26 protein-coding genes are annotated in these 17,405 nt (G+C 69.3%); 11 read left to right on the top strand and 15 right to left on the bottom strand.

The annotated features are described in order from the left end of the window. Nucleotides 1-65 precede the first annotated feature (65 nt). The 3 genes from ACQEU6_RS08660 to ACQEU6_RS08670 form a co-directional block, all read right to left on the bottom strand. Entirely contained in the window at nucleotides 66-608 is a 543-nt protein-coding gene (locus tag ACQEU6_RS08660) for an HNH endonuclease (RefSeq protein ID WP_499330412.1), read from the bottom strand. 141 nt (nucleotides 609-749) lie between these two features. Beyond that, nucleotides 750-1,304, bottom strand: coding sequence for a GNAT family N-acetyltransferase (locus ACQEU6_RS08665; RefSeq protein ID WP_499330413.1), 555 nt, complete (start codon nucleotides 1,302-1,304; stop codon nucleotides 750-752). Between the two features lie 3 nt (nucleotides 1,305-1,307). Next, the gene (locus ACQEU6_RS08670) at nucleotides 1,308-2,522 is read right to left on the bottom strand and encodes a hypothetical protein (RefSeq protein ID WP_499330415.1); all 1,215 of its coding nucleotides are present in this window, start codon (nucleotides 2,520-2,522) and stop codon (nucleotides 1,308-1,310) included. A 215-nt stretch (nucleotides 2,523-2,737) separates the two neighbouring features. Here ACQEU6_RS08670 and ACQEU6_RS08675 point away from each other — a divergent pair, with 215 nt between their 5' ends. The 4 genes from ACQEU6_RS08675 (at nucleotide 2,738) to ACQEU6_RS08690 (ending at nucleotide 3,749) form a co-directional block, all read left to right on the top strand. Then, a complete protein-coding gene (locus ACQEU6_RS08675) occupies nucleotides 2,738-2,968 on the top strand; it encodes a hypothetical protein (protein ID WP_499330418.1) in 231 nt (76 codons plus the stop codon). A 19-nt stretch (nucleotides 2,969-2,987) separates the two neighbouring features. Continuing rightward, nucleotides 2,988-3,173, top strand: coding sequence for a hypothetical protein (locus ACQEU6_RS08680; protein ID WP_499330421.1), 186 nt, complete (start codon nucleotides 2,988-2,990; stop codon nucleotides 3,171-3,173). Next, the gene (locus tag ACQEU6_RS08685) at nucleotides 3,166-3,483 is read left to right on the top strand and encodes a hypothetical protein (RefSeq protein WP_499330423.1); all 318 of its coding nucleotides are present in this window, start codon (nucleotides 3,166-3,168) and stop codon (nucleotides 3,481-3,483) included. Before ACQEU6_RS08680 ends, ACQEU6_RS08685 begins: the two co-directional genes overlap by 8 nt. A 110-nt stretch (nucleotides 3,484-3,593) precedes the next feature. Further along, complete coding sequence (locus tag ACQEU6_RS08690; protein WP_499330425.1) at nucleotides 3,594-3,749, top strand: hypothetical protein; 156 nt, start codon at nucleotides 3,594-3,596, stop codon at nucleotides 3,747-3,749. A gap of 241 nt (nucleotides 3,750-3,990) precedes the next feature. On the opposite strand, the gene ACQEU6_RS08695 is transcribed toward ACQEU6_RS08690, so the two are convergent. From ACQEU6_RS08695 to ACQEU6_RS08710, 4 genes are read right to left on the bottom strand one after another with little or no spacing between them, the layout of a single operon-like run. Next, complete coding sequence (locus ACQEU6_RS08695) at nucleotides 3,991-4,497, bottom strand: hypothetical protein (RefSeq protein WP_499330426.1); 507 nt, start codon at nucleotides 4,495-4,497, stop codon at nucleotides 3,991-3,993. Then, entirely contained in the window at nucleotides 4,494-4,826 is a 333-nt protein-coding gene (locus ACQEU6_RS08700; protein ID WP_499330427.1) for a hypothetical protein, read from the bottom strand. Before ACQEU6_RS08700 ends, ACQEU6_RS08695 begins: the two co-directional genes overlap by 4 nt. Then, the gene (locus ACQEU6_RS08705; RefSeq protein ID WP_499330429.1) at nucleotides 4,823-5,896 is read right to left on the bottom strand and encodes a YaaC family protein; all 1,074 of its coding nucleotides are present in this window, start codon (nucleotides 5,894-5,896) and stop codon (nucleotides 4,823-4,825) included. Before ACQEU6_RS08705 ends, ACQEU6_RS08700 begins: the two co-directional genes overlap by 4 nt. Further along, a complete protein-coding gene (locus ACQEU6_RS08710) occupies nucleotides 5,893-6,291 on the bottom strand; it encodes a hypothetical protein (protein WP_499330430.1) in 399 nt (132 codons plus the stop codon). The genes ACQEU6_RS08705 and ACQEU6_RS08710 overlap by 4 nt, the downstream gene beginning before the upstream one ends. Nucleotides 6,292-6,846: 555 nt before the next feature. Between ACQEU6_RS08710 and ACQEU6_RS08715 the strand changes: the two genes are divergently transcribed. Further along, complete coding sequence (locus ACQEU6_RS08715) at nucleotides 6,847-7,617, top strand: DUF3800 domain-containing protein (protein ID WP_499330431.1); 771 nt, start codon at nucleotides 6,847-6,849, stop codon at nucleotides 7,615-7,617. 228 nt (nucleotides 7,618-7,845) lie between these two features. Here ACQEU6_RS08715 and ACQEU6_RS08720 read toward each other — a convergent pair whose 3' ends face one another. The 5 genes from ACQEU6_RS08720 to ACQEU6_RS08740 all read right to left on the bottom strand — a co-directional run bounded on the left by ACQEU6_RS08720 (nucleotide 7,846) and on the right by ACQEU6_RS08740 (nucleotide 11,853). Then, the gene (locus ACQEU6_RS08720) at nucleotides 7,846-9,129 is read right to left on the bottom strand and encodes a PBSX family phage terminase large subunit (protein ID WP_499330432.1); all 1,284 of its coding nucleotides are present in this window, start codon (nucleotides 9,127-9,129) and stop codon (nucleotides 7,846-7,848) included. Between the two features lie 180 nt (nucleotides 9,130-9,309). Continuing rightward, nucleotides 9,310-9,861 (bottom strand): hypothetical protein, encoded by a 552-nt coding sequence (locus ACQEU6_RS08725; RefSeq protein WP_499330434.1) that lies wholly within the window; start codon nucleotides 9,859-9,861, stop codon nucleotides 9,310-9,312. A 6-nt stretch (nucleotides 9,862-9,867) separates the two neighbouring features. Then, nucleotides 9,868-10,314, bottom strand: a complete 447-nt coding sequence (locus tag ACQEU6_RS08730) for a P27 family phage terminase small subunit (protein WP_499330435.1) — start codon at nucleotides 10,312-10,314, stop codon at nucleotides 9,868-9,870. 131 nt (nucleotides 10,315-10,445) lie between these two features. Next, entirely contained in the window at nucleotides 10,446-11,156 is a 711-nt protein-coding gene (locus ACQEU6_RS08735; RefSeq protein WP_499330437.1) for a hypothetical protein, read from the bottom strand. Continuing rightward, entirely contained in the window at nucleotides 11,143-11,853 is a 711-nt protein-coding gene (locus tag ACQEU6_RS08740) for an adenine nucleotide alpha hydrolase family protein (RefSeq protein ID WP_499330440.1), read from the bottom strand. Before ACQEU6_RS08740 ends, ACQEU6_RS08735 begins: the two co-directional genes overlap by 14 nt. Before the next feature lie 323 nt (nucleotides 11,854-12,176). Between ACQEU6_RS08740 and ACQEU6_RS08745 the strand changes: the two genes are divergently transcribed. The 6 genes from ACQEU6_RS08745 to ACQEU6_RS08770 all read left to right on the top strand — a co-directional run bounded on the left by ACQEU6_RS08745 (nucleotide 12,177) and on the right by ACQEU6_RS08770 (nucleotide 16,058). Continuing rightward, complete coding sequence (locus ACQEU6_RS08745; RefSeq protein WP_499330442.1) at nucleotides 12,177-12,923, top strand: DUF2786 domain-containing protein; 747 nt, start codon at nucleotides 12,177-12,179, stop codon at nucleotides 12,921-12,923. 316 nt (nucleotides 12,924-13,239) lie between these two features. Then, nucleotides 13,240-13,410: a hypothetical protein gene (locus ACQEU6_RS08750; protein ID WP_499330443.1), complete on the top strand. Its 171-nt coding sequence runs from the start codon at nucleotides 13,240-13,242 to the stop codon at nucleotides 13,408-13,410. 24 nt (nucleotides 13,411-13,434) lie between these two features. After that, the gene (locus ACQEU6_RS08755; protein ID WP_499330445.1) at nucleotides 13,435-13,929 is read left to right on the top strand and encodes a hypothetical protein; all 495 of its coding nucleotides are present in this window, start codon (nucleotides 13,435-13,437) and stop codon (nucleotides 13,927-13,929) included. A 76-nt stretch (nucleotides 13,930-14,005) separates the two neighbouring features. After that, the gene (locus ACQEU6_RS08760; RefSeq protein WP_499330447.1) at nucleotides 14,006-15,118 is read left to right on the top strand and encodes a DUF3560 domain-containing protein; all 1,113 of its coding nucleotides are present in this window, start codon (nucleotides 14,006-14,008) and stop codon (nucleotides 15,116-15,118) included. Nucleotides 15,119-15,318: 200 nt separating this feature from the next. Further along, nucleotides 15,319-15,825, top strand: a complete 507-nt coding sequence (locus ACQEU6_RS08765; protein ID WP_499330449.1) for a hypothetical protein — start codon at nucleotides 15,319-15,321, stop codon at nucleotides 15,823-15,825. Beyond that, nucleotides 15,822-16,058 carry a hypothetical protein gene (locus ACQEU6_RS08770; RefSeq protein WP_499330452.1) on the top strand — a complete coding sequence of 79 codons (237 nt, stop codon included), beginning with the start codon at nucleotides 15,822-15,824 and terminating at the stop codon, nucleotides 16,056-16,058. The genes ACQEU6_RS08765 and ACQEU6_RS08770 overlap by 4 nt, the downstream gene beginning before the upstream one ends. Nucleotides 16,059-16,071: 13 nt before the next feature. Here the strand turns inward: ACQEU6_RS08770 and ACQEU6_RS08775 are convergent, their stop codons facing one another. The 3 genes from ACQEU6_RS08775 to ACQEU6_RS08785 are packed head-to-tail and all read right to left on the bottom strand — an operon-like array spanning nucleotide 16,072 to nucleotide 17,400. Continuing rightward, complete coding sequence (locus tag ACQEU6_RS08775) at nucleotides 16,072-16,341, bottom strand: DUF2829 domain-containing protein (protein ID WP_499330454.1); 270 nt, start codon at nucleotides 16,339-16,341, stop codon at nucleotides 16,072-16,074. An 11-nt stretch (nucleotides 16,342-16,352) separates the two neighbouring features. Then, nucleotides 16,353-16,976, bottom strand: coding sequence for a hypothetical protein (locus ACQEU6_RS08780; protein ID WP_499330456.1), 624 nt, complete (start codon nucleotides 16,974-16,976; stop codon nucleotides 16,353-16,355). Beyond that, nucleotides 16,936-17,400, bottom strand: coding sequence for a hypothetical protein (locus tag ACQEU6_RS08785; RefSeq protein WP_499330458.1), 465 nt, complete (start codon nucleotides 17,398-17,400; stop codon nucleotides 16,936-16,938). The genes ACQEU6_RS08780 and ACQEU6_RS08785 overlap by 41 nt, the downstream gene beginning before the upstream one ends. Between the last annotated feature and the right edge of the window lie 5 nt (nucleotides 17,401-17,405).

Raw genomic sequence — 17,405 nt, forward strand, 5'->3', positions numbered from 1 at the left:
CAGGCCAAAAATAGCTCAGCGGTGCCGCAGGTCCCGTCGACTCGACCTACGGGTATGCGAGCTGTTTAGGTGCTCTTGATCGGCTGCGCGGTCTTCCACTGCTCGACCAGTTCCAAGCCGCTGTCGGTCAGGTAATACTTCTCCACCGTCGGGACGCCACCGTTGACGAACCGCACGTCGCCTGGCTGTGCCTGGACCACAGCGAGCATCTCATCCTGCAGCAGGCGCATGAGATGGATCGCGTTGGTATCGCTGCCGCCGGTCAGCGTAATGACCCGGCTCCCAGGGTTCATCGAGAAGACCTCGATAACCCGGCGTTCGAAGTCGCCATAGCGGGAGTTCAGCAAGCCGAGATTCGCCTTGTATTGACGTAGCGCCTTGCGATCGAGGTGGCGCGGGCTCGGCTTGCTCTTCTTACGCATGTGGCAGTTGTAGCAAAGCACGATCAGGTTCTCGAACTTGTGCTCTTCGACCTTCGCCCAGTCCTCAATGTGTTCAACCGTAAGCGGCTCGTATTGTCGACATGTTGGGATCGCGCATCGGTGCCCGGCTTCATGGAACAGTGCGCGCTCTAGTTCCGCCGGTATGTGCGGACGGTTCTCAGGCATGATCGCCAACATAGAGCGAGCGCCCCCACCTACGGGCGAGTAGAGACCATAGATCAAGCTTGAGTGCGTCTGAGGAGCTCAGGACGTCCCGCCTTTGAGGGGAGGTAGATGGTCCGCTGAGGGGGGCGGCGCATGCGTGCGTCAGGTCTGGGCCCGGTTGGATCCGTTGATCCTCCGAAGCGGCAGCAACAGTGCGTCAGAGAACGGCGGCTCAGCCCGGAACTCTCCAGTCTTCTCCCACCCCCACCGCCGGTACATTCCATACGAGTCCGCCTCCATTACCGCGGCGAGCGTCGCGAACCGCTCCGGCCGCCCGGCGAGCAACCCATCCAGCAGCCGCCGGCCGAGCCCCCGACCGCGTTCCGGCTGGCTCACCACCAGCTCGACCACCACGAACTTGTCCGCGTCGAGGACCTCGCGAGGAGGTGGGGAAGCATTCGCCCACCACGCCCCGGGCATCATCGAGAACCCGAATGCGAACCCCACCAGTATTTCGCCGCGCCGCGCGGTCAGCAGCCGGAACCCAGACGCGAGCACCTGATCCCGCGTGCGGTCTTGGAATCGGGCACGGGAGAACTTCGGTCCGGAGTTGAAGGGAGGTTCGGCGTACGCCTGCTCGTACAAGTCCGCGAGCTCGTCCAGGACGTCGAAGGTGTCGCTGCGATCGTGGGCGCTCACGATGATCTCGTCCGGCACGGGTCAGTCCTCCCCTCCGGCGGGGAGCGCGAACGCGTCCCGGTAGTCCCGCACCGCCGGGCGGGTCAGGTCGGCGTCAGGCACCGCGTCCAGGACCATGCGGGCGCCCCGCCGGATTGTGGTGGTTCGATGTGCGGCGGCGAGGCCATCCACGGTCCGGCCGGCGTGCTCGATTCCGGCGGCGATGTCACCGGCCCGGACCATGCCTGTTGCGCGTAGCAGCTCGATCTGTGCGCGCTGCCGCCGCATCGGCGCCGGGTAGCGGGCGAGGGCTGCTGTTCGGGCGCGCTCGGCGAGTGCGGTGTCTCCGGTGTGGGTGTAGGTGTAGGCGGCGGTGTGGTGGAGCGCCGTCTCCGGCCAGGCGCCGGTGGCCAGCCGGTCATCGGGGGTCGTCGACGGTAGCCGTTCCCACCGGTCGGCGAGCTCTCCCATCGCCGCGGCGGCATCTTCGGCGCGGCCGTCCATCATCGACAGGGCCTGTGCACGGGCCGCCATGGCTTCCAACACGGCGGCGCCTGTGCGGGGTCCCGCGATCCGGACGGCGTCCTGGGAGAGGCGCAGCACCATCGACAGTGGCCGCGCCGAGTAGAGGGCATTCATGGCTTCGTAGCCGCGGACCCACACCCTTAGGTCGAGGTCCCGGGATGCGTCGGCTGTGTGCCGTGCGGTCTTCCACCAGTCGCGGGCGTGTCGGCGATGCCCAAGGTTGGACACGGTCATGGCCATGAGCGCGGCGAGCTTGCCTGCCGGACCGCACAGGTCCTCTCGGACGGCGCCGCCTGGGGTGGACTGGACCGAGTTCAGAAGCGCGACGAGATCGGCAGCCAGGTCGGAGACGAGCGCGTTCGGTGGTGTGGTGAGGAACGCGTGGGCGTACTCGAAGGCGATCTCTTCCCAGTCCTGGACGAGGCGTCCGCGCATTCCGCCGGGGAGCGCCCGGGTGAGGGCCTGCCGGATCGGTTCGAGTGGCTCGGTCCGGGATGCGGTGTCGACGCCGAGGAGGCCGAGGCAGGCCAGCAAGCGCCGTCGCTCCTCATCGTGGTCGGGCATGGCGCCGAAGATGTCGGTCTCGTCGAGGCCGAACGCGGTGGCGTAGGGGCCGGTCCAGTCGCGGGGCAGGTGTTCGCCGCGCTCGTACCCGCGGATCTGCCGGGCCAGGGAATCGACCTGCAGACGGGTGGGGGTTACCCCGGCCGCTGCGAACAGGGCGCGCGCCATCTGCGGTTTTGACCAACCGCGCATCTCACGCTCGGTCTGCAATCGCGCTGCCCATTCGGGGCGTTCGTCGTCACTCATCCCGCGTGCACCATTCGCCGGATCGGACGGGCGGACTATCAACAATCCGCCCTGTGCCCGCCAGTATCCGCCTCCCGCGTCACAGACGCAGAGCTTTCACTAGCCGTAACCAAACCGCCACTACGACTAGGGAGCGCATGGTGCACGCCCCTGACGTAACTGCCGAAGAGACCGTAACTCCCGAAGAGGCCAAGGCGAAGCTTCAGGCCGAGTACCCGGGGTGGAACATCATCTACACCAACCGCGGGCGCTGGTGGGCCACCCGGGGTCCTCTGACCAGGGCGCTCCTGAACCGGCCCGCTGATGTCTCGGCCGACACCCCCGAGGGGCTCGCCGAGAAGATCCGGGCAGTGGTTCGTGAGGACTGAGCGGCCGGAAGACGCGGCCGTGATCGACCTCATCCGTGCTGCCGAGGCACGCCGCATCAAGGCGATCTACGGCGTCACCAGCGTGTGGTTTGGTCGCTTCACGCGCGAGTGGTGGGCGCTGGTCGATCGCGTCCAACTGGTCGAGGGGTCGACCCCGGATCGGCTCGGTGAGGCCATCGCGGCGGCAAGGGGGCGTGGTGGCTGAGTTCCTGCTGTTCGCGAAGCGAGGGATCCACCTCATCGTCGAAGAGCCTGCCGACCTCGTCGTCGGCTCGTTCTACATGCTCGCAGGACAGCCTGGATGGTGGTGGGGCCACGCGTTCGCCAGGGTGCAGACCCTGCATTTGCCCGATGCTGAGCCTCTCGACGTGGCCGTGGAACTCCTGCGGCCGACCCCAGGCCGGAACGGCGCCATCAGGCTGCCCGCGCCGGCGTCGGGGGCTCGGATGGCGCTCGACCTCGCGCGGCAGCGCGATCGGGCGGAGGCCACTGGCAGACCTCTGGGGGCATCGTGACCCTCTTTGGCCCGGTGAGGGTCCTAGGCGAGGAACTACGGATGCGGATCCCCGGAGCTCGGACGGACCTCACGCACAGGCCAGCGCAGACGCCCCCCGACCGCCTGACCGTGACTGCCCGGGGCGAGGCCCGGGAGATCGTCTGGGATGAGAGCTCCGGCGTCTACCGCTGGCACACCGGGCCGGACGCCGGCGGACAGCTCGGCGCCGACGTCGCCCGCGCAGCCGAGTCGGTGGCGTGGGCATTGAGCGTCTCGATCTTCTGAGCCCCGCGGTCCCGGGAAGCCTGCGGAGGTGCCCGGGACTGCGGTGGGGCGGCGCGGTCAGCGCGCGGACTGGCCGCGTCGCCCCGTCCATTCGTGCCGGCCGCGAGCCGCTGCGTTATCCCCCCGCTGTCGATTCGCGGCCGGCACTCCACATCCCTCGGTACATCGAAGGGGGGCACGCGCGGGCACGAACGTCGTCCCCGGTGTGATGCTCGGCGACGTCTGGTCGTATTGGAGCAGGTCAGGGCAACTGGAGGGGGAAGCGGATACCGTCCAGTTCCACCCGTTGCCTGTGCGCCGCTGCGAGCGTCACCCTGCCGTCGGGATGCGCGACCACCTGGGTGAGCTGGACTGTCGGCCCGGCCTGCATACGGAAGCAGGGGCGCATCCCCACCGTCAGCACGTGGACCACACTGCCGATCTTGCTGATCGCGTCGTCCACGACGCCCGCCAGCTCGACCACGCCCTCGTCATCTATTCGGGCCCGGACGATCGCGGGGTGGGCCTGGCCGCAGTGGTCCCAGAACGCGGCCGTGACGCGGTGGGGTGGATCGTCGACGCGTTGGAGCGCGAGCGTCTGGGCGCGGTCGCCGGACGGCGGTCCCGGCGGGCGCCGGACCCCGGCGGGGCTTTCGTTGCTGGGGCGCTGGTCGTGTTGCCAGGCGCAGCCAGCCGGGCAGCGGTATCGGGCTGTGCCAGCGAACGGGTGGCTGGGCGGGTACGGATACTCGATCACCGGGTTGATCACGCTGACAGGTCCTCCTTCACCGCCGCGGCGACGTCCGGCGGCAACGCGCCGAGGATGTGCTCCACGGTCACAGTCCACCGGACGTTGGCCTCGGCGGGGTTCAGGTCCTTGTCACGGCGGAACGCGCGCCAGAGCCGCCAGCCGTCGATGTACGCCTCGGGTGTCGGGTAGGCGTACCGGTGCGGGCACGCCTCGCGCTCGGCGAGTTGCTCGGCCGTGTAGGGGTGCCGCTGGTCGGTGTGGTCCGGGTCGTAGCCCCACGGGATCGAGCAGCCGGGCCCGTGGAGCCGGCAGCCTGCGGCCAGGACGGCGCTCAGGTCGGCGGTCATGTGCCCGGTTCCGCGACCTGCTCGATGGTCTCGGCGACGAGCTGCGGCACGGCCGTGAGCGCTTCCCGGAGAAGGTGTTCGATCGCGACGGCGCGAGACCCTGGCTCGTCGACGCCGATGTGCCGCGCCCACTGGTCCGGCTCGTACCGGGCCAGCATCGACAGCGCGTGCAGGACAGCCCACCAGGCCATGAGTGGATGGATGCTGCGCGTTGCTCCCCCGACAGCAGGGAAGAAGTGCGGGGCTCCTAGGTAGGGGCGCGTGATGCGGTACAGGACGGCCACTCGTTCGGCGACGGTGCCGACGGTGCCCTCGGGGACTTCCCAGTGCATGTCTAGCCCACCCCAGCCGGCGACGTCTCGGGTGAAGTCGGGAGGAGCGTCGGGGCCCCCGTGAGTTCTGACGTAACTGTGGTAGGGCAGCGCTTCGGGGAACGCGCCGAGGTACTCGTCCAGGGTCTTGCGCGGGTCGTTGGCATTCAGAACCCATGGCGGGAAGTCCCAGACACCTACCGTGACGAGTGGGTGGGGATCCAATTCTCGCCCCAGTTTGATCATGTCGGTGAGGTGTCGGGCAGCCACGCTCAGAGGTGTTCGCCGACGCGTCAGGGCGTCGCTGAGCGGCTCCTCCTGATTCTCCGGGATGCAGTCCCACAGCTGTTCCAGGCGCACTCGGGCGCTCTTAGGCAGTAGCGGCGAATCGAGGATTTCCGAGAGCCGCGTGAAGCTGCCCCGGTCGCCTGCGGGGTCGCTTCGTACAAGAACCTCGGAGAGGGGGCCGTCCATTTCTCGGGCGTAGATGCCGTGGCCGTGAAGTCGCCACCCGTCCCCGGAAGCGAGAGGCGATGCCGAGGCGGCGGCGATTGCGCGGCCCGCCTGGCTAAGCCCGTAGAAGACCAGCAGGGGCTGCGTCTCCGGTCCAACTGCCTCAGCGGCGCGGAACATCTGCTGGGCTTGTTCGAGCGCGGTGCCGTAGGTGCGGCGCCGTTCCGGTGTGCTCGTCGCGGGACCGGGCGGGTTGGCTCGCGTCGCTCGAAGCTGGCTCCAGATGTCCTCAGCCTTTGCGCTCACCGCTCGCCCCGGGGGCGGGACTGGTTGGTGATGGCGGCGACGTGGCGGAGCCAGCGGGTGGCGTTCCCGCCGCGGGCTGGGTGATGGTTCTCGGTCACGTTCGCGACCTCGTGCAGCGCCTTCCCGGTGAAAGGCGGGCGCGGGACCAGCATCACGCCCGCCCGGGCCAGGAGCCGGTTCGCGGCCGTCAGCGAGCTGGCGCGGCCGGGCCGTGCTCGGGTGGGCAGGACGATGGGATGGCAGCGGCCGCACGCGGCGCCGTCCGGGCCGGCGCTGAACGGGTCCGCGCCAAGAACGTTGCCGCAGCGGCTACAGGCCATCGGGGCGGCAGCGTCCTCGCTCGCGAAGAACCGGATCTCCGGTCTGTCCGTGCCTGCCCATACTTGCGTCGTCATGCCCGTCATCGTCCCACCGCCCTCTCCTCCGGCGCGGAGTGTTCGAGGAGCGCGGCGCGAGGTCCCCAACCCCGGGTCGGGCCGGGCGGCGTAGCGATAGGGCCGACTGGCCACGCCTCCCCTTCCAGCCACCCGCGTTCCCGAACCGCGACCGCCGAGCATGTCGACTGATGCAGGCACCGGAAGTCGCCTCGACCAGACCCGCAGGCCTCGGTCGCGTTCTCCTGCGGAGCGGGAGGTCTGCCTGATCGCTCGATTTCAGGACATCCGATTCATGTACCTGTGGTTCACAAGATCGCGACACGCCGACGGGACCAGGAATTTTGCACTCTGCACTGTATTCGATTGCGGACGCTGCGTAATGGACAGCTGCTTCGCGCAGGTGAACTGGGTTGCTTGCGGCCATGACTCGGAGTCGAAAGTCCGGTTTATTACCTTTGAGTCGCATGTTACTTCCGGTAACGCTGCGTGCTAAGTAAGTAGGGGGCGTCGCTCGGGGCGTGGGATGATCGGGGCGCTTAACAGCAGGAGCACGATCAAGCAGGTGAGCATCCTATGAACACGACGGCACACGATCCCGTCGCGCCCTCCGGGCGGACGCTCGCGTTCATCGACGAGGCCGGCCAGCGATCCCGGACACCGAAGTCCAGCGACCACTTCGTCATGTCCGCTGCCATCATCGATGACGAGCACCTGGACGATGCCGCCGACTGCCTCGCCAAGCTCCGCGTAGACCTGGGCCGACGTCCCGGCGATCACCTCACCTGGAAAAACCTCCACGGTCACTCGCTACGCCTGCACGCCTCGAAGGTCCTCGGCCAGCAGCCGTGGCTCACCGTCTCCAGCGTGGTCGTGTGTAAGCGGCACATCACGCACGGGATCGAAGAGATCGACGACGACCTCGCCTACCTGTACACCGTGCGCTACCTGCTGGAGCGTCTTTCCTGGCATGCACGGGACCGGAGTCGGCAGTCGTCCTACACCCTCGCCCACGTGATCCGCTTCAAGAAGGAGAAGCTGCGTGAGTACGAGCGGCTGCTACGAGGGGACGCAGCCTGCAAGATCGCATGGTCCGCGCTCGATCCTCGCGGCGGGCAGATCGACCAGCCGCAGCGCTTGGAACTCCTCCAGCTCGCGGATCTCGCGGCGTCTGCAACCTTCGCCGCCTTCGAGCCCGACCGGTACGGCAACACGGAGCGTCGCTATCTGGAGAACTTCGCGGGGCGCCTCTACCGGCGAAACGAGAAGTTGACGTCGTACGGGCTCAAGATGCATCCGTGGTGTCCGAGCACGAAGGCCGCCTACCCGTGGGTGGCGGCCCTCTGAGCACGTCGGCCGGCTTAAGCCGCTCTCGCGGGTGCCAGTGTTTCCAGTGGCAGACGACCGCCCGTGCATATCTAGGTTGTATCAAATGAGACCGACAGTCAACGCTCGCGAGGCGTTTCACTAGCCAGAAATGACTACGTCTTTTGACCTGCCTGGGTCTACCGTCCCGCAAGCTGGGACTTCAGTCACTCCGGCTGGGCCCTTCGACAGGCTCCTCCCCCACGTTCTTTAAGCAGCCAGCGCGAGGTGGGGGCGCCACAGGAACTCGCTGGTCTTCAGGCCGTAGCGGCCGGCGTCCAGCGAGTGGTCCTCAGCCTTGATCGGGGCGTCGATGCCTTTCTCGGCCTGGTCTGGGTCCCAGGAGTAGGCAGGGGCCTCGTCGATCCAGCCCTTGCAGGACTCATGCACGCGGAGCAGGTCCGCGGCGAGCAGGGACGACACGAGCCGGATCCCGTCCAAGACCGCGTTGTCGGCCAAGGTGGGGCGGACCTTGTCGCGGTACAGCTGCGTGATGAACGACGCGGCGGACGGGTCGACCACCCAGTAGCGCGGCTGGACCCCGCGGGCCGCCAGGCCGGGGATGGAGATGTTCGCCGCCCAGTCGCGCAGCCGCGCGGAGTACTCGGGGTCGGTGAGCTGTCGGCGGGTGACCTTCGCCTCGTACCGCCACTCGTTGGTCAGGTAGAGGCGGCCGTCGGCGCCGAGCCCGACCATCTCGGCCGCGAACGGGTTGCTCGTGCCGTAGTCGATGCCGCAGGCGGGCCACATCACGATTTCGGGCAGCGTGGACACGACGTGGCGGTCCTCGGACCACATGTCGTAGACGCTGCCCTCCGCGATGCACCACTCGCCGAGGATGAAGCGTCGGAACCACAGGCCGACGTGCTCGCGGCGCAGGTCGTCTTTGAACGACTGTGCGAGGAACGGGTTGTCGTCCAGCACGAAGTGCCAGGACCGCATGTTCAACAGATTCTCGCGGAGCATGAACCGCTTCCGCAGCCAGTGCGACGGCCCGTCGGGGTTCGTGGTCGCCAAGAGGCGAGCGCCCGGCACGCGGATACGAGACAGGCACATCGTCCAGAAACTCTCCGGGATGAGGGTCGCCTCGTCGATGTAGATCAGCGCGGCGGTCGCGCCTCGGATGCGGCCCTCCGCGCGGACGTCGGATGCGCCGACGAGGTGGATGGTGCGGCCGAAGATGTGCGCGACGGTCGAGCCGCGGGTGTGCTCGACGTACTTGGCGAGCGGCCCGAACGGTCCGGCCGGCTGCATCAGCACCTCGATGATGTTCCGCTCGACCGTCTGCAGGGTGCGGCCCACACAGAAGATCAGCCCGTTCTCGGGGGCCTGCGCGACCGCGATCAGGAACGCGACCAGAGAGGCGATGGTCTTCCCGGAGGAGACGGCGCCTTCCCACAGCGAGATCTTCACCCGCTCGGACTCGATGATCGAGCGGATCTGCTTGCGGGACATCACCCCCGTGACGCGCTCCAGGTCGACAGCGGCCGGCACTGGCACCCCCGTCCTGGCGCAGCGGTCAGACGGTGAGCGGTGCTCCTGGCCGAACGCGACGCCGAACTGGTCTCCATGAGGGCGCGGAGTGTCACGTTTCCGCAGGCGGCTTGGATGCGACCTGCGGAAACGCGGCACTCTCGCGGTGGGGAATGGGGACTGTTGCCGGGGGCTCCCCCGCTAGGGTTCCGCCGGCGTGCCCCGGTCGCCGTGTGCTTCCTGTGCCTCTTGGGTTTCGATCGCGTCGTAGGCCAAACCGAGCGCTGCCCGGAGGTCTCCGATCATCGTCTTGCCCTGCTGGGCGCCGTCGCCGGTGTTCGCCGACTCAAGCTTCATCGCCTTGTCGACCGCGATCGCCAAGGCGGTGTAGGCGGCCTGCTGATCACGAAGCGGTGGAAGCTTCGTGGTAACCAGTTCCGTGCCGGCTGGCCCCGACACGATCTGGGTGTAGGGCTCCCACGCCCGCCGCCGAAACCGTTGGGCGTCGGCGTACAGGTCGATGAGGAGCTGGGCGCGGGCCGCCTCTGCGTCGAACTTCTTGGCCTCGCGCGCACGCGCGGTTTTGTGATTTGACCGGTCAAACGCGTGCGTGAGTCCAGAGGCCTTGGCGATGTTGGTGACGGTGCCGACGCTGACGTGGTGCTTGCGCGCTATGGCGTTGCGTGCGAGCTTCCCGGCCTTGATGTCCTTGAGGATCTTGGCTCGGGTGTCGTCGTCGATGCGTGGAGGCACACGGTCTCACCCCTCTACCAGGTGGGGCAGCGTCCGTGGCCGGTCGGTGCCGGATGGTGCTGCGTTGCGGGGGTCTGGGAGGAGACCGAACAGGTTGGCCCATCGGTTGATGGTGGTGTCGGCGCGGTCGCGGATGGCTAGAGCTGGGTTGGGTGCCAGTCCTTGGCCCTCGGCGATGAGTACACCGGCGGTTTGGACCATCTGGTCGGCCTCGATGTAGGCGGCGAGCGCGTTGCAGTAGAGCGCGAACGCGGGGCTCGTGCCTGGGGTGAGGGTTCCGGGGGCTGTGTGCGGTGCGAAGGTGTGCCACAGGGTCGTGGCGTCTTCGGACAGCCACTCGGGCGGGTCGACGGGGACGGGCCCCGGTTGGGATGGGGTGTCCCCGTCGACTAGCTCCAGCGCGGCTGCCTCTGCCTGGGCGGCAGTTGGCGGTCTGGTGCCGCGCTTGGGCACTGGCTAGGTGCCCGACGCCCTGCCTCGGCCGGGCGATGCGGCGCGGCGGGACGGCGGCGGCGTGCTGTCGCCGCTGCCTCGCCGACGCAGGCCGGCGAAGGCGTTTCGGATGCGGTTACGCATCAGGGACCTCACTTCCCTAGGCGGATCTTCAGGGTGCTCGCGGCCTGGTGGCCGTCGAGGTACTTGTCGCCGAGGATGTCCAGGCCCGTGTCGGCGAGGAACTGTTCCTTGGCTTCGCGGGAGGGGAACACCACGGCGATCCAGTGCGGGGAGTCCAGGACGCTGGTGGGAGCGGGGTCGGTGTTGGTGAAGGCGGCGCGGAGGGCGGCGAGCTCTTCAAGGCATTCCTGCTGGAAACCGCCCTGGCCGGTCAGCCCGGCGAGGGGGTCGGGGTGTGGGCTGGAGGTGAGGCGGTCGGTGACCGATTCGCCGGTGGCGGGAAGGGCGCGGGCGGCCAGGAGGGCTTTGGCGCGGTCGCGGGCGCTCTGGAAGGTCGTCTTGCCGGCTACTTCGGCCAGGCGCGGGCCGGAGATGTAGCGGCCGTCTGGAGTGATCCCGGCGGCTCGGCAGAAGCGGGCCGGGTCCTGCGGGTCGCGGAAGCACAGGGCGAGCCAGAACTCGCTGTCGGTGGCCAGCCGGAACCGCTCGTCCTCGCGGCGGGCGCGGTCGCGGAAGCCCCGGCGCTTCTCCAGTTCCTCGGGGGTGGCGTCCTCGTCGCCGGGCCGCATCTGTGGTTCGTCGGGCTCGGCCTGGTCGGTGCGGTCGGCGGGCGCCGCCGCGGTGGCGCCGCGGCCCGACAACATCTCCAGGCGGCGGCGCACCTCGTCAGAGATCGGCACGGTAGGTATCCGTATCCGCGAGCGGGAACCAGTCCAGCACTCGCTGGTAGTCGTCGGGCGCGTAGGTTCGCAGCTGGGCGAGGAACCTGCGGTCGAGGCCGTCGAAGCTACGGCCGAACCACAGGTAGTCGGGCGGGAGCCGCACCCCGGCGGTTTCGATGGCGCCCATGACGTCGGCCTTGCGCCAGTCCCAGACGACCTTCTGGGTGTGCGCGGTGGTGTTGATGGGCCCGTGGGACTTCAGGGCCATGCGCCGGTTCGGGGAGTCCGCGGCGCGGACCCCGTCGCACACCCATGCGTCCTCGCCCATGCCGTAGTGCTGTCGGACGAGGTCGTTGAGCTCGCGGTAGGTGAACTCGGGGAGCTTGGCCGCTTCGAGGACCTGGCAGCGTTCGGGCGGCTGGAAGGTCAGCGCGTTCAGCCACCGATACAGCGAGGGATGCGGGAGGTTCAGGATCGGCTCGTCGCAGCCGAACCAGCCGGCGAAGTAGTCGAGACTCTCCTCCACGAACCGCAGGCCGGGGATCAGGTACAGGTGGTACGGGATCACCTGGACGCCGGCGTCGCGGAGGGCGAGCCATGCCGCGAGAGAGTCCTTGCCGCGGCTGAAGCTGAGCAGGACCGTGCGGCCGGCCTGGGCCAGCTCCTGGCGGAGGGTGGCGGAGGGAGTGACTCCCTCAATCTCAATCACTGGCATGTCAATATTCTTATCATGTCTGGTTGGGTTTGTGGAGGGTTTGCCGGAGCCTGCCAAGGCTCGGCCCTGTAGGGCTTCGGGGCGGCACGGGGCGGCGGCGGGGCGGTCATGTCGGCATTACTCCTGTGTGTCCTTGCCTAACGGCACGGGCGGGCCTGGCGGCGGGTGCGGTCCGACAGGGCGGGGCGGGGCGGCATGACGGGTGTCTGCACTGGTCAGAGCCAACTTTGCACATTCAACTTGACATGATTATTTGATTGCCATAGTGTTTGGGCATCGGCAGGGACACAGAGTCCCGGCCACCACTACCCGGAGGGCCCAACATGGCCATGGACTACGTCGGCAAGATCCAGTCGCTGCTCGCCAAGGCGGAGCACCCCAACACCCCCCGCGAGGAGGCGGAGGCGGCGGCCGCCATGGCAGCCAAGCTGATGAAGGCCAAGGGCATCGAGGAGGCCCAGATCCGGGAGGCGCGCGGCGACGCCCCCGAGGAGATCACCATCCTCATCCTCGAACTCCCCACCGACCACGAGACGGTGTTCTTCGAGACCGTGTACCCGATGCTCAAGGCGATGGGTGCCGAGGCGATCTGCGACTCCTACAGCGGTGAGATGACCGTTGTGGGGACCCGCTCCCTGCTGGCCAGCATCGAGATCTTGATCGCCAGCGTGCAGCTTCAGCTGGTCGGGGCCGCCAACAAGGCGGGTGACGAGCACGAGGCCAAGCTTCGCCGCCAGCACCGCGACTGGTCCGAGGACCGGATCGCGGACATGACCGACCAGTGGGTCTGGGACTACATCCGCGGCTACGGGCTCGGGCTCGGTGACAAGATCCGTGCGCGGGTCGGGGACCTGGCCGACGAGGCCCCCGGCAACGCCCTGGTGCTGCGAACCGAGGCGGACCGGATCCGCGACTGGTACAAGCAGGCTTTCCCGCACACCAGCAAGCTGAAGGGGCAGCGCGTCAAGAACACCGACGCGATCGCGCAGGGCAGGCAGGACGGGCGCAACACCGACATCGGGGACACCCGGGTCGACAGCGCCAGCGGCGTCCGCCGGGCCATCGGCTGAGCCACCGGCACCAACCCCCGGCAGGGTCACCCTGCCGGGGGTTTCGCGTGCCTAGCGACGGCCACCGTGCCGGCCAGCGGTCAGAGCTGGTGCGGACGGCCTGCCGGAGCCCTGCCGGAGCTCTGCCAGACGGCCTGCCGGACGGCCTGCCAGACGGCCTGCCGGACGGCCTGCCGGACGGCCTGCCGGACGGCCTGCCGGACGGCCTGCCAGACGGCCTGCCAGACGGTCTAATATTCTCCATGATATGACTTGACTTGATTATTAGATTGCCATACCTTGGTGTTGACAGTAAGGCAGCACCGGGAGGGACTACATGGGTGAGACCAGCGTCAAGGCCCAGGACGGCCAGAGCGGCGGGAGCCGGGCCTGGCGTGGCATGAGGGCGCGTGACTTCGACACCGAGGCCGGCCCGGAAGCGGACTACCAGCAGGACGCGCTCTTCCCGGAGCCCGACCCCTGCGGCACCGCCGACCTGCTCTCCTGACCCCCTCCCCCTGGAAGGTTGATCATGCTCAAGGCCACCCTGACCGCGCTGGCGCACACGCTCAGCCCCGCTCGCCGCGCCGTCCGCTCCGAGCGGCTCCGCGCCTACACCGATGAGGAGCTCGCCGAGCTGTACCAGCGGTGGAACCGGCGTCCGTTCGTGGCCGACGCGGTGATGCGCGAGGCCGACCGGCGGGACCGGGTCGATGAGAAGGCGCGGCGGAAGGCTGCGCGGCAGGCGCGGCGGCGCGCCAGGGAGGCCGACCTGCGCGACGCGTACCAGGACTGGGTGCATGCCCAGTACCTCCTGGCCGAAGAGGTCACCCGCGGGAGCCTGCTCAACTCGGTCGGGAAGGCGGCCGGGGTGGACCCCTACAGCCTGTTCTCCGGGCAGTGGGCGCGGGCCCGCAAGTACGCGAGCGAGGAGCTGGTGGCCTTCTGGAACGCGCACGGCCGGATCACGTTCGCCGAGTTCAAACGGCAGGCCCGCGAGCGGACACCTGAGCGGGCCGCCGCCTGACCCTCCCCGTAGAGCCGGGGTCCCGTCCGCCCGCCCGGATGGGACCCCACCTTTTTGAAGATAGGAGAGATCTGACATGACCCTCAAGATCACGCACACCCTCACCGAGGGGACCCTCGTGCAAGGTACGGCTCGGAATGACGGGACCGGGAAGATCCTCGGTGGCAAGGGAGGCTGCGGGTTCCGCTTCAGCCGGAACCTGGATGCCTGGTACCTCCCGCACTCGCGAGACTGGGTGTCCAACACCGCGCTGATCCGTGAGGCAGAGCGGCGACTCCGCGAGGCCGGCTACACCGTCACGGTGGAGGTCGACGACGCCTCTCCAGGCCGGGACTTCGCTGAGGCTGAGGCTGAGCGGAACGAGCGGGCGGAGGATAGGGCTGAACGGTACGGGACGCGGGGCGCGCGCGCTGCTCGGGCCGGTGCGGCCCGGTGGGCCCACAACCGGGAGCGAATGTCCCACATCCCGATGGGGCAGCCGATCCTGGTCGGTCACCACTCCGAGGGGAGGCACCGCCGCTTCCTCGCCAAGATGTGGCGCAGCGACGGCATCGCGGTCAAGGACATGCAGCGGGGCGAGTACTGGGCGGCGCGGTCCGCAGCGGCGGCCAAGTACCGGGACCAGCGGGAGTCGCTGCCGACCACGCTGCGGCGGATCGCGAAACTGGAGGCCCAGTTGCGGGGCCTGGACCGGCGGCTCGCCGAGGTGCAGGAGCGCGCTGCCGTTGAGGCTGAGCCGGGCGGGCGGGCGGAGCGGATGCGGGGCTGGATGCGGCGGGTGCTGCGCCGTACGGACGAGCCGGTGCCCGACAGCCCGGCGGTGGTGCGGCTGCGGACCATGCGGGAGCAGACGGACGGGCAACTTGCCTATTGGCGGGAGCACGTCGAGCGCCTGGAGGAGCAGGGCGCAAAGGTGTGGGGGCCGGGCGACTTCACCGCGGGCGACTTCGCGCTGCACCGGGGCCGGTGGTTCGAGGTGATCCGCGTCAACCCCAAGACGCTCACGGTGCCGTGGCAGCACCTCGGGGTGCACATGGCGGTCCTCACCGTGGAGGCCGCGACCAAGTCCCAGAAGACGGGGGGCCGGTTGCACACCGACCGGTTCCCCTACGACGACGTCCAGGGCCGGATGTCGGCCGAGGAGATGGCCGCCAAGCTGGCGCAGCCGGCGGAGGCCCAGGACGGGTGACCCTGCCAGCTGGTCGGGCCCTGCCCCTGCGGGGGCGGGGCTCACTTGCTGCGGGTAACCGCCTACCGGAATGGACGGGAGAGGTGACAGGCATGAGAACACGGGTCCGGCTGGCGGCCGGTAGGCAGGGCGCGGTGGGGCCGCGGCCGGTTCCGGCCCGCAGGGGCTGCACCCGTGTTGCGGCGAGTTATTCTGACTACATGAACCTTGACGGGATTATTGTCTTGCAGGACCCGGCGGAGCTCCCCGCGGACCCGGCGGACATCGCCCCGGAGGCCCTCATCAACATCGATGTGTGGGCCGCCCTCCAGGGCGTGAAGAAGACGACCGTCGAGGCGAACCGGTCCCGGCACAACGCCCGGCGCGGCACCCCGGAGGCCAGGGCCGGCGACATGCCCGAGCAGGACACCGTCCTCGGACGGGTCCCGTTCTGGCGGATGTCGACGTACCGCAAGTGGGAGGCCAGCAAGCCCGGCAAGGGTGCTGGTGCGGGCCGCCCGAAGGGAACCGGTGGAACCTACTCCCCCAGGGCTCCGCGCACCCTGCAACTGCCGGGGACCTGCCCGCACTGCGAGGTGACGATCCGGCGGAAGGACCTTCCCGAAGACGCCAAAACCCTCAGCCGCCGCAGCCTGGAACTGCCTGCGCTGTGCCCGCACTGCCGCCGGGAGATCCGCGGTGAGGACCTCATGGCCAACGCGACGTGACCGGCGACGACAGCGGCCGGGGCGGCGAGCGGCGGGCGGTGTACTACCGGCGGCGGCACCTGGCCCCTCAGACGGGGCCGGTGCCGGAGCCGGAAGTGTCGCCCACCGATCGGCTGCTCGACAGCATCCTCGCCGGGGAGGTCGACGAAGTCTGGGCCATTGACAAGGAGACCGGCGAGCCCCGCCGGTTCCCGGTGTCCCCGCCCGGCGAGCGGGGCCAGCCGTGCGGGTAGCTCGCGGGCGCCGTCAGGCGGTGGCCCAGTCGGTGGCGAGGATGTCGGTCTGGGATGCGACCCACGGCACGAACTCGGCGTCGACGGTCCGCATCAGTAGGTAGGGACGGAACCGGCAGACCGTGCCCTGCTTGATGCCGGTCGCCTGCGCGGTGTTGGCGTTGATTGGGATGCCGTTCGGGTAGCCGGCCTGGAGCACGATGTACATTCCCTTGCCGTTCCATCCCGCGCGGGTGAGCCGCCCGCCGGCGCGGAGCCGTTCGAGGGCCTGACCGAAGTCCATGCGTGGCCTTTCTAGGTGAGGAGCTGGGTGCCCCAGGGGCGTCCGGGGCGGCACCGGCAACGGGAGTGGACCGAGCCGGGCAGCCCGATGCGTGGTGGCTTGGACAGCAGGAAGTCGCGGCCGTGGGCGTGGCGGCAGTCGGCGGTGGTGGAGGTGTCGCGGACGGCGTACCAGCCGAGGCGGTCACCGTAGATGGCGGCGAGACGGTCCACTTCGCGCGCGGTGCGGCGCCGGTTCTGCTGGGCGGCCAGGTGCTGCCGCAGGTATCGCGACTCGGGGCGCAGCACCTCGCGGACGGCGTCGGCGACGGTCTCGCTCTTGCTGCGGGTCTTGATCGCGGTGTGGATCCGCCGGGCCGCGTTGACCAGGTACCACGCCCGGAACTTGTGGGCGTTGCGCCGGTCCTGTTGCTGGGCGCGGCCGGCGGCGCGGGGCGCACGGTCGGGTGGGATGCGTGCGGCCAGGTCGACGGCGGCGCGGATCGCGGCCGCGGCGAGGCGGAGCGGCTTGAGCACCCGGCGCAGCGCGGCCGCCGCCGCGGCGGCGGTCAGGCCCGCGGCCAGCACTGCCGCCGCGGCCTCCGCGACTCGCCGGTCACGCCGGTCGGGCTGCCGGTCCTGTTCGTGGCGTGCCATCACCGCCCCCGGACTGGGCGGTGCGGATCGTGTGCCGTTCGAGGAGGTCGGCGGCGGTGGTGGCCGCCACGTTCAGCGGCACCATGGGCGGGCCCCCGGTCGCGAACGGCTCCAGCAGGCAGGTCAGGGCGTACACCGCGCCTTCGTCGACGTCCGCGCGGTACAGGTGGGTGTGGGGTGGCGGCCAGAACGGCAGGACGAGGTTTCCCGCCGAGCTGGCGCGGCTCCGCTCGGCGCGCTGCAGGAGGAGTTCCCAGGTCTCGATCGCGTCGTGGCGCTGGCTGAATCCCTCGACCACCAGGACGTTGAAGCCGAGCAGGCCACGCAGCCGGTGCACGCCGTCCGCCATGATCAGGGCGTCGTTGGGGATGCCGTGGGTGCGCGCCTCCCTGATCCCCTCGCTGTGGCCGGGCGCGCACACCACCGTCG

It is taken from the genome of Spirillospora sp. CA-108201 (assembly GCF_050936235.1).
Classification (GTDB): Bacteria; Actinomycetota; Actinomycetes; order Streptosporangiales; family Streptosporangiaceae; genus Spirillospora.

Excerpts from the sequence above, each read along its gene's own strand:
- ACQEU6_RS08660 (WP_499330412.1), bottom strand. The coding sequence starts at position 608 with ATGCCTGAGAACCGTCCGCACATACCGGCGGAACTAGAGCGCGCACTG.
- ACQEU6_RS08670 (WP_499330415.1), bottom strand. The coding sequence starts at position 2,522 with ATGGCGCGCGCCCTGTTCGCAGCGGCCGGGGTAACCCCCACCCGTCTG.
- ACQEU6_RS08675 (WP_499330418.1), top strand. The coding sequence starts at position 2,738 with ATGGTGCACGCCCCTGACGTAACTGCCGAAGAGACCGTAACTCCCGAA.
- ACQEU6_RS08700 (WP_499330427.1), bottom strand. The coding sequence starts at position 4,826 with ATGACCGCCGACCTGAGCGCCGTCCTGGCCGCAGGCTGCCGGCTCCAC.
- ACQEU6_RS08710 (WP_499330430.1), bottom strand. The coding sequence starts at position 6,291 with ATGACGACGCAAGTATGGGCAGGCACGGACAGACCGGAGATCCGGTTC.
- ACQEU6_RS08715 (WP_499330431.1), top strand. The coding sequence starts at position 6,847 with ATGAACACGACGGCACACGATCCCGTCGCGCCCTCCGGGCGGACGCTC.
- ACQEU6_RS08740 (WP_499330440.1), bottom strand. The coding sequence starts at position 11,853 with ATGCCAGTGATTGAGATTGAGGGAGTCACTCCCTCCGCCACCCTCCGC.
- ACQEU6_RS08745 (WP_499330442.1), top strand. The coding sequence starts at position 12,177 with ATGGCCATGGACTACGTCGGCAAGATCCAGTCGCTGCTCGCCAAGGCG.
- ACQEU6_RS08750 (WP_499330443.1), top strand. The coding sequence starts at position 13,240 with ATGGGTGAGACCAGCGTCAAGGCCCAGGACGGCCAGAGCGGCGGGAGC.
- ACQEU6_RS08755 (WP_499330445.1), top strand. The coding sequence starts at position 13,435 with ATGCTCAAGGCCACCCTGACCGCGCTGGCGCACACGCTCAGCCCCGCT.
- ACQEU6_RS08760 (WP_499330447.1), top strand. The coding sequence starts at position 14,006 with ATGACCCTCAAGATCACGCACACCCTCACCGAGGGGACCCTCGTGCAA.
- ACQEU6_RS08765 (WP_499330449.1), top strand. The coding sequence starts at position 15,319 with ATGAACCTTGACGGGATTATTGTCTTGCAGGACCCGGCGGAGCTCCCC.
- ACQEU6_RS08775 (WP_499330454.1), bottom strand. The coding sequence starts at position 16,341 with ATGGACTTCGGTCAGGCCCTCGAACGGCTCCGCGCCGGCGGGCGGCTC.
- ACQEU6_RS08780 (WP_499330456.1), bottom strand. The coding sequence starts at position 16,976 with ATGGCACGCCACGAACAGGACCGGCAGCCCGACCGGCGTGACCGGCGA.